This is a genomic window from Mycobacterium sp., from assembly GCF_035623875.1.
GTDB lineage: Bacteria > Actinomycetota > Actinomycetes > Mycobacteriales > Mycobacteriaceae > Mycobacterium.
The window spans coordinates 22,874-33,329 of record NZ_DASPSP010000064.1 but is presented as its reverse complement, the minus strand read 5'-3'; the positions used below and the strand labels follow the sequence as shown (position 1 = coordinate 33,329).

At 64.9% G+C, this 10,456-nt stretch carries 11 protein-coding genes and 2 pseudogenes; 10 read left to right on the top strand and 3 right to left on the bottom strand.

The genetic code is table 11. From position 1 onward, the window contains the following. The coding region (locus tag VEI45_RS05665; protein ID WP_324850966.1) for a thymidine phosphorylase at nt 1-702 on the bottom strand (702 nt) is incomplete at its 3' end. Continuing rightward, a complete protein-coding gene (locus tag VEI45_RS05660; protein WP_324850964.1) occupies nt 699-1,112 on the bottom strand; it encodes a cytidine deaminase in 414 nt (137 codons plus the stop codon). The genes VEI45_RS05665 and VEI45_RS05660, both read right to left, overlap by 4 nt. 283 nt (nt 1,113-1,395) lie before the next feature. Here VEI45_RS05660 and sdhC point away from each other — a divergent pair, with 283 nt between their 5' ends. The 9 genes and pseudogenes from sdhC (at nt 1,396) to VEI45_RS05615 (ending at nt 8,240) form a co-directional block, all read left to right on the top strand. Next, the gene (gene sdhC / locus VEI45_RS05655; protein WP_324850968.1) at nt 1,396-1,734 is read left to right on the top strand and encodes a succinate dehydrogenase, cytochrome b556 subunit; all 339 of its coding nucleotides are present in this window, start codon (nt 1,396-1,398) and stop codon (nt 1,732-1,734) included. Nucleotides 1,735-1,751: 17 nt separating this feature from the next. Then, the gene (locus tag VEI45_RS05650; RefSeq protein WP_414687404.1) at nt 1,752-2,210 is read left to right on the top strand and encodes a succinate dehydrogenase hydrophobic membrane anchor subunit; all 459 of its coding nucleotides are present in this window, start codon (nt 1,752-1,754) and stop codon (nt 2,208-2,210) included. Between the two features lie 10 nt (nt 2,211-2,220). Further along, the gene (sdhA, locus tag VEI45_RS05645; protein WP_324850960.1) at nt 2,221-3,975 is read left to right on the top strand and encodes a succinate dehydrogenase flavoprotein subunit; all 1,755 of its coding nucleotides are present in this window, start codon (nt 2,221-2,223) and stop codon (nt 3,973-3,975) included. Beyond that, entirely contained in the window at nt 3,975-4,769 is a 795-nt protein-coding gene (locus VEI45_RS05640; RefSeq protein ID WP_324850958.1) for a succinate dehydrogenase iron-sulfur subunit, read from the top strand. Before sdhA ends, VEI45_RS05640 begins: the two co-directional genes overlap by 1 nt. A gap of 161 nt (nt 4,770-4,930) precedes the next feature. Next, nucleotides 4,931-5,089: a hypothetical protein gene (locus tag VEI45_RS05635; RefSeq protein WP_324850956.1), complete on the top strand. Its 159-nt coding sequence runs from the start codon at nt 4,931-4,933 to the stop codon at nt 5,087-5,089. A 15-nt stretch (nt 5,090-5,104) separates the two neighbouring features. Further along, nucleotides 5,105-5,752, top strand: a pseudogene (locus VEI45_RS05630) (carboxymuconolactone decarboxylase family protein); the annotation flags it as partial. Nucleotides 5,753-5,761: 9 nt separating this feature from the next. Next, nucleotides 5,762-6,496 carry a helix-turn-helix transcriptional regulator gene (locus VEI45_RS05625; RefSeq protein WP_324850954.1) on the top strand — a complete coding sequence of 245 codons (735 nt, stop codon included), beginning with the start codon at nt 5,762-5,764 and terminating at the stop codon, nt 6,494-6,496. 46 nt (nt 6,497-6,542) lie between these two features. Beyond that, nucleotides 6,543-7,118, top strand: coding sequence for a class I SAM-dependent methyltransferase (locus VEI45_RS05620; protein WP_324850952.1), 576 nt, complete (start codon nt 6,543-6,545; stop codon nt 7,116-7,118). Between the two features lie 21 nt (nt 7,119-7,139). Then, nucleotides 7,140-8,240 (top strand): alpha/beta hydrolase, encoded by a 1,101-nt coding sequence (locus tag VEI45_RS05615; protein ID WP_324850951.1) that lies wholly within the window; start codon nt 7,140-7,142, stop codon nt 8,238-8,240. Here VEI45_RS05615 and VEI45_RS05610 read toward each other — a convergent pair. Beyond that, nucleotides 8,181-9,086, bottom strand: coding sequence for a sigma-70 family RNA polymerase sigma factor (locus VEI45_RS05610; RefSeq protein ID WP_324850949.1), 906 nt, complete (start codon nt 9,084-9,086; stop codon nt 8,181-8,183). The genes VEI45_RS05615 and VEI45_RS05610 overlap by 60 nt on opposite strands. Nucleotides 9,087-9,112: 26 nt before the next feature. Here VEI45_RS05610 and VEI45_RS05605 point away from each other — a divergent pair. Next, nucleotides 9,113-10,444, top strand: a pseudogene (locus VEI45_RS05605) (aspartate aminotransferase family protein); the annotation flags it as partial. Between the last annotated feature and the right edge of the window lie 12 nt (nt 10,445-10,456).

Genomic DNA, 10,456 nt, shown 5'->3' with positions numbered 1-10,456 from the left:
ATGCTCTGCGCCCAGCGCCACCATGGTCTCGGCCAGCTCACGACACCGCGATTCCGAGCTCAGCAACGCGCCGGAACCGACCTTGACGTCGAGCACCAACGCGCCCGCCCCTTCGGCGATCTTCTTGCTCATCACCGAGCTCGCGATCAGCGGCAGCGACTCGACGGTGGCGGTGATGTCGCGCAACGCGTAGAGCTTCGCGTCGGCGGGCGCCAACCGGCCGGCCGCGAAGATGGCCGCGCCGACCTCGCAAAGCTGTTGGCGTACTTGCTCATTAGACAGATTCGCGGTGAAGCCGGCGATGGATTCCAACTTGTCGAGGGTGCCGCCGGTGTGACCGAGTCCGCGACCGGACGCCTGCGGCACCGCGCCACCGCACGCCGCAACCACCGATACCAGCGGCAGCGTGATCTTGTCTCCGACTCCGCCGGTGGAGTGTTTGTCCACGGTCGGCAGCGGCTTGCCGTCGCGCCGCAAATCGGTGAAATCCATCCGCTCACCGGAGGCCACCATCGCTGCCGTCCATCGTGCGGTCTCGCCGTAGTCCATGCCGCGCAGAAAAATCGCCATCAACAGCGCCGACATCTGTTCGTCGGCGATCCGCCCGTTGGTGCAGGCGTCGATGACCCAGTCGATCGCGGCATCCGACAGCCGACCACCATCGCGTTTGGTCGCAATGATGGTCGGCGCGTCGAAGCTCACGCGGGGCCCTGCTCCCGCCGGGCGAGATCGCCGGGACCGAACGCCTCCGGCAGCAAGTCGCCAAGCCGCCGGGGTGCGTCGGGGTGGTCGATCAGCAGGTCCGGTCCGCCGTGTTCCAGCAACACCTGACGACAGCGGCCGCACGGCATCAGCGGCGAGCCGCTCGCGTCGACGCACGCCAGTGCGAGCAGTCTGCCGCCGCCGGTTGAATGCAGCGCACAGACGACTGCGCACTCGGCGCAGAGACCCAGGCCATATGAGACATTCTCCACATTGCAGCCGGTGATGATCCGCCCATCGTCGACCAACGCCGCCGCGCCCACCGGAAACCGCGAGTACGGCGCGTAGGCCGCATGCGCTGCTTGGATAGCCTTGTCCCGCAGCAGTTTCCAGTCAATTGTGTCGGTCACGGTCGCGATACCACGCGTATTGGGAACGCATCGGGCCACCTCGTTCACTGTCGGCTAATTCACAAGGCCACCCTAGATTCTTCGCGCTGGAAATCGTTGGCAGACACGAAGCGGATCATTCAGCAATACGAATGGGTTTAGAGTCGCTCCCGACGGTCCCACACGATGAGTGGAGGCGCTGATGACGACGACGACATCTGCGAATCCGGCTACGCCGACACCGCGGGACGGATCGTCGCGCGCACGGCGGCTACGACGAACCCTCTACCGCGGCGATCCGGGTATGTGGTCGTGGGTGCTGCACCGGATCACCGGGGCGACCATATTCTTCTTCCTGTTCGTGCATGTGCTGGACACCGCACTTGTCCGGGTGAGCCCGCAAACTTACGACGAAGTCATCTCGACCTACAAGACACCGATTGTGGGCTTGATGGAACTCGGACTGGTGGCCGCGGTGCTCTACCACGCGCTCAACGGCATCCGCGTCATGCTGATCGACTTCTGGTCTCAGGGCACCCGTTATCAGCGGCTGATGCTGTGGGCGATCGGCATCACCTGGCTGCTGGTCATCGTTCCCGCGACGGTGGTCATGGGCGTCCACATGATCGGGCGCTTCGGATGAACTCCCCCTCCCGCCAAATGCGGCCCCAAATCAGGGACAGTCAGGTCGCGCCGATACGACAGCGCAGCCACGACCGCCCCGCCAGCCTGGACAACCCGCGGGCACCGCGCCGGCGGGCCGGCATGCCCAACTTCGAGAAGTACGCCTGGCTGTTCATGCGGTTTTCCGGCATCGTGCTGGTGTTCTTGGCGCTCGGGCACTTGTTCGTGATGCTGATGTGGGACGACGGTGTGTACCGCATCGACTTCAACTACGTGGCGCAGCGCTGGCACTCGCCGTTTTGGCAGACCTGGGACCTGCTGCTGCTGTGGCTGGCGCAGTTGCACGGCGGCAATGGTCTACGCACCATCATCGACGACTACAGCCGCAAGGATTCCACCCGCTTCTGGCTGAATGCCCTACTGGCGCTCTCGATGGTGTTCACGCTGGTGCTGGGGACCTACGTGCTGCTGACGTTCGACCCGAACATTTCGTGAAAGGCGAGCTGTGATCCAGCAACACCGATACGACGTGGTGATCGTCGGCGCGGGCGGTGCCGGAATGCGGGCGGCCGTGGAGGCCGGACCTCGGGTGCGCACGGCGGTGCTGACCAAGCTCTACCCGACCCGCAGCCACACCGGCGCTGCCCAGGGCGGCATGTGCGCGGCGTTGGCCAACGTCGAAGACGACAACTGGGAATGGCACACGTTCGACACTGTCAAGGGCGGCGACTACCTCGCCGACCAGGACGCGGTGGAGATCATGTGCAAAGAAGCCATCGACGCGGTGCTCGACCTGGAGAAGATGGGGATGCCGTTCAACCGCACCCCCGAAGGCCGCATCGACCAGCGCCGCTTCGGCGGACACACCCGTGACCACGGCAAAGCCCCGGTGCGCCGGGCCTGTTACGCCGCCGATCGCACCGGCCACATGATCTTGCAGACGCTCTATCAGAACTGCGTCAAGCACGACGTTGAGTTCTTCAACGAGTTCTACGCGCTCGACCTGGTGCTCACCCAAACCCCGAGCGGCCCGGTCGCCACCGGCGTGGTGGCCTACGAGCTGGCCACCGGTGAGATCCACGTTTTCCACGCCAAGGCCGTCGTGATCGCGACTGGCGGGTCGGGCCGGATGTACAAGACCACCTCCAATGCGCACACCCTCACCGGTGACGGGATAGGAATCGTCTTCCGCAAGGGACTTCCGTTGGAAGACATGGAGTTTCATCAGTTCCACCCGACGGGGCTGGCCGGGCTGGGCATTTTGATCTCCGAAGCCGTGCGCGGTGAGGGTGGTCGGCTGCTCAACGGCGAAGGCGAGCGGTTCATGGAGCGCTACGCTCCGACGATCGTCGACCTGGCGCCTCGCGACATCGTCGCCCGCTCGATGGTCCGCGAAGTGCTGGAAGGCCGTGGCGCGGGCCCGCACAAGGACTACGTCTACATCGACGTCCGTCACCTCGGCGCGGATGTGCTGGCCGCCAAGCTGCCCGACATCACCGAGTTCGCCCGCACCTACCTGGGCGTGGACCCGGTCAAAGAGCTGGTCCCGGTCTACCCGACCTGCCACTACGTGATGGGCGGCATCCCGACTACTGTCACTGGAAAAGTGTTGCGGGACAACACATCAACTGTACCTGGCTTGTACGCGGCCGGGGAGTGCGCGTGCGTGTCGGTGCATGGCGCCAACCGGCTCGGCACCAATTCGCTACTGGATATCAATGTCTTCGGCCGGCGGGCCGGAATCGCCGCGGCCAACTACGCCCTGGGTCACGACTTCGTCGAGCTGCCACCGGAGCCGGCAGCGATGGTGGTCGGCTGGGTGGCCGACATTTTGTCGGAGCAGGGCAACGAACGCGTCGCCGACATCCGCGGGGCGTTGCAGCAGTCGATGGACAACAACGCCGCGGTGTTCCGCACCGAGGAGACCCTCAAGCAAGCGCTCACCGATATTCACGCACTCAAAGAACGTTACTCACGAATCTCCGTGCACGACAAAGGCAAACGCTTCAACAGCGACTTGCTGGAAGCCATCGAGCTGGGCTTCCTGCTCGAGCTGGCCGAAGTCACCGTGGTCGGTGCGTTGAACCGCAAGGAATCCCGCGGCGGGCATGCCCGCGAGGACTGTCCCAACCGCGACGACGTCAACTACATGCGCCACACCATGGCGTACAAGCAGAGCACCGACCTGCTGAGCGACATTCGGCTGGATTTCAAACCCGTGGTGCAGACCCGTTACGAGCCAATGGAACGGAAGTACTGATGAGTTCGGTTGTCGAGACCGCGCCGGGCGGTGATCCGCCGTTGCCGCCGATCCCCGAGGGGGCGGTGATGGTGACGCTGAGGATCGCCCGGTTCAATCCGGAAAACCCGGACCAGTACGCCGATTCCGGCGGTTGGCAGAGCTTCAGGGTGCCCTGCCTGCCCACCGATCGGCTGCTCAACCTGCTGATCTACATCAAGAGCTACCTGGACGGCACGCTGACCTTCCGGCGATCCTGCGCTCACGGCATCTGCGGCTCCGATGCGATGCGGATCAACGGTGTCAACCGACTGGCGTGCAAAGTGCTGATGCGCGACCTGCTTCCCGGCAAGCCCCGCAAGCAGCTGACCATCACGGTCGAGCCGATCCGCGGGCTGCCGGTGGAGAAGGACCTGGTGGTAGACATGGAGCCGTTCTTCGATGCCTACCGCGCGGTGAAGCCGTACCTGATCACCAGCGGTAACCCGCCGACGCGTGAGCGAATCCAGAGCCAGACCGATCGCGCGCGGTACGACGACACCACCAAGTGCATCCTGTGTGCCTGTTGCACCACCAGCTGCCCGGTGTTCTGGAACGAGGGCAGCTACTTCGGTCCGGCGGCCATCGTCAACGCGCACCGCTTTATCTTCGACAGCCGCGACGAGGCGGCCGCCGAGCGCCTCGACATCCTCAACGAGGTCGACGGGGTGTGGCGCTGCCGCACCACGTTCAACTGCACCGAGTCCTGCCCGCGGGGCATCGAGGTGACCAAGGCCATTCAGGAGGTCAAGCGCGCATTGATGTTCACGCGTTGAGTCGAATGCCCGGCCGTGGGCGGGCCCAGCACAGTGGGTCTCAGAGGTTCTCCACAGGTGGGAATAAGCTAATAGACAGTCCCGTTCCCTACGCTATGCTATTCGGCCAGCAACCTGCGGGAGATTCCGCCACGCTCACAACCACACGCAACGTGAACCGCATGCTGGTGGGGGAGATCGAGCCCCGCCGTTACCAGACCAACGCGAGCCTGAACCAGCCGCCGACAAGGGCCGCCGACCGGCCAGTGCGCGAGTACGCGACCAACGTCAACCAGCGGCGAACGGTTCAGACATTCCGTCGGATGACACCAGCCGCCTGATCAACTGATCGATGGTCACACCTTCGTGGGCTATCTCGTCTGACTGGTATGACACAGAAAACCCGCATCGAACCCTTGCCTCCGAAACGGGCCAAGTGGCTCATCCGCATCATGTACCGGTACGCCAAGCGGCGCTTCGGCGAAGTCCCCGAGCCATTCGCAGTAGCTGCGCACCACCCGCGGCTGCTGATCGCCAACGCCGTTCACGAGACCATGCTGCAATCGGCGTCACGCAAGCTCCCAGCCAACGTCCGCGAGCTGGCGGTGTTTTGGACTGCGCGCACCGTCGGCTGCTCATGGTGCGTCGACTTCGGGTCGATGCTGCAGCGCCTCGACGGACTGGACATCGAGCGCCTCAAGGACATCGACAATTACGCCACATCACCGCGATTCACCGATGATGAGCGGGCCGCCATCGGCTATGCCGACGCGATGACTACCGACCCGCACCGCGTCACCGACGAGCAGGTAGCCGACCTGCGGGCTCGCTTCGGTGAGAACGGCTTGATCGAGCTGACCTATCAAGTCGGCATCGAGAACATGCGGGCGCGGATGAACGCCGCCCTAGGCATCACCGAGCAGGGCTTCAATTCCGGTGACGCGTGCCGGGTTCCCTGGATGACCGAGCCCAGCGAGGCGGGGGAAACCGCGGCACAGCGCTAGAGTGGCGGCATGCAGGTCTGGGAGCTGGGGCCGGGCCGACTCATGGTTGCCGGCGGGTTTTCCGACCTTGCCCTGCACCACCACGCCGCGGTTCAGGTCACCGTCGGCGGGCGCGGTCCGTTGACGGTCACCTGCGACGGCGATACACACGACGTCGCGCGACTGGTCGTGATCGCCAGCGGAGCTCGCCATGCCGTGCGGTCGAATTCGGAGTCCGGGGCGCTGACGCTGTACCTGGGGCTGCAGACAACCGAGGGCATTGCGCTGAACACCAAAGCGCGCCATGGTGTCTGGGTTGTCGATGATGGACAAAACCTAGCGGAGACGACGGCCGCATTGCTCGACACCGACGGTCCGGACGCCGCTGCGGACTTTCTCGTCGATCAGCTTTGCGGAACGCAGCAACCGGGATCCGTTCACCCGCAGCTAAAGAAAGCGATCGAAGTCGTGTCGAGCCGAGTGCCCGACCGCATCGACGTGGCTTCGGTCGCGGAGGCCGTAGCGCTCTCCCCCGACTATCTCGGGCGACTATGCAAACAGCAGGCCGGCATCTCATTCTCGGCCACGATCCGCTGGGAGCGCCTGGTTGCCGCCGTGAGCTACCTCCTCGATGGTTACTCGGTCACCGACGCCGCCCACCTGGCCGGGTTTGCCGACGGATCGCACGCCAACAAGGTGTGTTGGGAGATGACTGGGGCAACCCCACGCGAACTCGCTGAAGCGGTCCGGAAAACCCTGATCTGACGGATCCATACAAGCGTTCCCGTCGCGGCTGACCCACGCTTGGGATATGCCTGCGATGTCCTCATTCGAACGTGCCTACTGCTGCAGCTCGTTTTGGCGTTCCAGCAGCTCGACCGTCGCGCGTGAACTCTGCGCCCAACGACTGGGCCACGACGTGCTGGAAATCGGCGCGGGTTGTGGATCCGTTGCCCAACAGGTTCTTTCGGAGAATCCCGAACTAGCCTGGACGGCAATAGATATCGATCCGCACATGGCGCAGGTCGCCGCCGCGCGCTTGCGTGGATTCGCAGGCGTATCGGTGAAAACGGCCGACGCGACCGCGCTGCCGTTTCCCGATGATTCCTTCGACTCCGTCGTCAGCTGCCTGATGCTGCATCACATCATCGACTGGGAGCGCGCCGTCGCCGAGGCCGTACGGGTGTTGCGACCAGGAGGGATCGTCGTCGGCTATGACCTGGTCCGCACTCCGCTGGCGAGCCTATTTCACCGTTTGGATGGCTCGCCGCATCGGCTGATCGTGCCCGACGACTTCCAGGACGAGTGCGCGCGCAATGGGCTCACCAGCAGCCTGCAGTCCCGGCTTTTCGGCCACGTAATGCGATTCGTCGCCCACAAAAATTGAGATAGCGAACGGAGATATGTCATGGCACAGAAACGAACCCGTGTCAAAGCCGCGGTGGTCCGCAGCGTCTTTGGCTTGCCCAAGCCGGTCCGCCGTTTCTTGACCGGCGCGCCGTTGCAAATCGACGGACAGCAGATGGCACTCGACGCGCAGCTCGCCATCGCACTCAAGAACCGCTCGGGCTCTGATGTTTTCGACGGCCCGGTGGAAGAGGCCCGGGCAAAATACGACGAGCTTCCTCATCTGATCGGCTACCAGCCTCCGGTGCCCGTCGCGACCCGTGAGATCGCCATCCCCGCCGAGCACGGCGAGGTCCTGGCCACCCTCTACTCCCCCGCAGACCTGCCCGAGCCGTCGGGGCTGCTGGTGTATTTCCATGGCGGCGGCTTTTCGGTCGGTTCACGGGTGAGCCACGATCCCATCGCTCGTTACCTGGCAAGCCATGCCGGCGCGCGAGTTCTCTCGGTGGAGTACCGGCGCGCGCCCGAACACCAATTCCCCGCCCCGGTGAATGACGCGCTCGTCGCGTTCGAATTCGCCCACGGCCACGCCGCTGACCTCGGCGTGGATACCGCCCGCATCGCCGTCGGGGGCGACAGCGCCGGCGGCAATCTCGCCGCCGTGACCGCGCAGCAGGCGGTGCGACGAGGTGGTGCCGTGCCGGCTTTCCAGCTGCTGATGTATCCCGCGACCGATCTGAGCACGCGCCGGCCGTCACGCGACCTGTTCGCCGAAGGTTCGACCTTCACCGAACGCAACCTCCAGTGGGTGATGGCCAACTACATACCAGCGGGAACCGATCCGAAAGATCCGCGACTGTCACCACAGCACGGCGACGTCGTCGGCCTACCGCCCGCCTATATCGCCAGCGCCGGTTTCGATCCGGTCCGCGATGACGGTGAGGCATACGCGGAAAAACTCCGGGCTGGTGGCGTCCCGGTGGCACTGACCCGGCAGGCCGACCTGCCGCACGGATACCTCAGCTTCATCGGGCTGGGCGGCCGGTTCGCCGAAGCCGCGAGCGAAGCAGCCGGTGCACTGAAACTCGGCCTCACGCTGGGATCAGGATCGTCGACCCAAGGGAGAGCCGGTGAACTTGTCAGGGTTGGCGATATCCCATAGGGCGCAGACCTTTCCGTCACGTACCGTCACCGCCATGATCCGCGGCAGCATTTCCCAGTGCCCGTCATCGCCGGGGCTGCCCGCCGTGTAGACGCCGAGCTCGCCGTTGACCAGACCCAGCCGATTCGCCGTGAAGAACGCCTCGCCGTAGCGGCGGGCGAGGCCGAAGAAGAACCGGGCCACCTTGTCCGCCCCCTGGATGACCTGAACTGCCGTGGGCGCCTTGCCATTCGAATCGCCGGTGAACGTCACGTCGGGGTGCAACAGCGCCACCACTGCTTCCAGATCGCCGGCGGCCATGGCGGCCATCAGCCGGCCGACCACCTCGTTGTGCGAAGGGTCGGGTTCCGGTGGCGGTGACGCGGTCACAGCCTTGCGGGCCCGCGACGCCAGCTGCCTGGCGGCGGCATCGTTGGTGCCCAGCACCTCGGCCACTTCGGCGAAGGGCACGGCGAATCCGTCGTGCAGCACGAACGCGACGCGCTGATCGGGCGACAGGCGCTCGAGCACCACCATCGCTGCGAACCGGGCATCCTCGCTGGCCACCACGGCGGACAGCGGATCGGCGTCGTCAAAACCGGTGACGACCGGCTCAGGAAGCCAATTGCCGGTGTACGTCTCGCGCCGACGCGCCGCCGACCGCAACCGGTCCAGGCCGAGCCTGCTCACCACCGTGGTAAGCCATGCCCGTAGGTCGCCGATCTCCTTGTCCTGTTTATCCCAGCGCAGCCAGGCATCCTGGACGATGTCCTCGGCATCGGCCACCGTGCCGGTCAGCCGGTAGGCGACCGACATGAGATGCGGTCGCAGGGCTTCAAACTCGCCGACCTGCTGGGCTGCGGTCATATCGCGAGGCTACGCTCGCAAACGAGATGACCGACAACCTCTGGCTGCACTTCGCCCGGCACGGCCCTAACATCACGCCGCCGATCATTACTCGCGGCGAGGGCGTCACCATCTTCGACGACCGCGGCAAGAGCTACCTCGACGGGCTTTCCGGGCTGTTCACTGTGCAGGTCGGCCATGGCCGTACCGAACTCGCCGAAGTCGCCGCCCGGCAGGCCAGCACGCTGGCGTTCTTCCCACTGTGGGGATACGCCACCCCAACCGCGATCGAACTCGCCGAGCGCCTGGCACATTACACCCCGGGCGACCTGAACCGGGTGTTCTTTACCACCGGCGGCACCGAGGCCGTCGAGACCGCGTGGAAAGTGGCCAAGCAGTACTTCAAGCTGACCGGGAAACCCGGTAAGCACAAGGTGATTTCGCGGTCGATCGCCTACCACGGCACCACCCAGGGCGCACTGGCGATCACCGGGCTGCCGCGATACAAGGCGCCGTTCGAGCCGGTGACGCCCGGCGGCTTCCGGGTGCCCAACACCAACTTTTATCGCGCACCTGAGCCGTTTCACACCGACCTGAAAGCCTTCGGGCAGTGGGCCGCCGATCGGATCGCCGAGGCGATCGAGTTCGAAGGGCCCGACACTGTGGCCGTGGTGTTCCTGGAACCGGTGCAGAACGCCGGCGGCAGCATCCCTCCTCCCCCAGGCTATTTCGAACGGGTGCGCCAGATCTGCGACGAGTACGACGTGCTGCTGGTCTCCGACGAGGTGATCTGCGCGTTCGGCCGGATCGGGTCGATGTTCGCCTGTGACGACTTCGGCTTCGTCCCAGACATGATCACCTGCGCCAAGGGAATGACGTCGGGCTACTCACCGATCGGCGCGATGATCGCCAGCGAGCGGTTGTTCGAGCCGTTCAACGACGGCAACACGATGTTCCCGCACGGCTATACCTTTGGCGGCCACCCGGTGTCGGCCGCTGTCGGCCTGGCCAACCTCGACATCTTCGAGCGTGAGGGCCTCAACGACCACGTCAAGAACCACGCACCGAGCTTCCGCGCCACCCTGGAAAAGCTGTACGACTTGCCCATCGTCGGCGATGTGCGCGGCGAGGGGTTCTTCTACGGCGTGGAACTGGTCAAGGACAAGGCGACCAAGCAAACCTTCACCGATACCGAACGCAGCGCGCTACTTGGCCAGGTGTCGTCGGCCCTCTTCGAAGCCGGGCTGTATTGCCGCACTGACGACCGGGGCGATTCAGTCATCCAGTTGGCGCCGCCGCTGATCAGCGGTCAAGCCGAATTCGACACCATCGAATCCATCCTGCGCAGTGTGCTGGCGGATGTTGGGAGTCACCTATGACCCGCTGGCGAC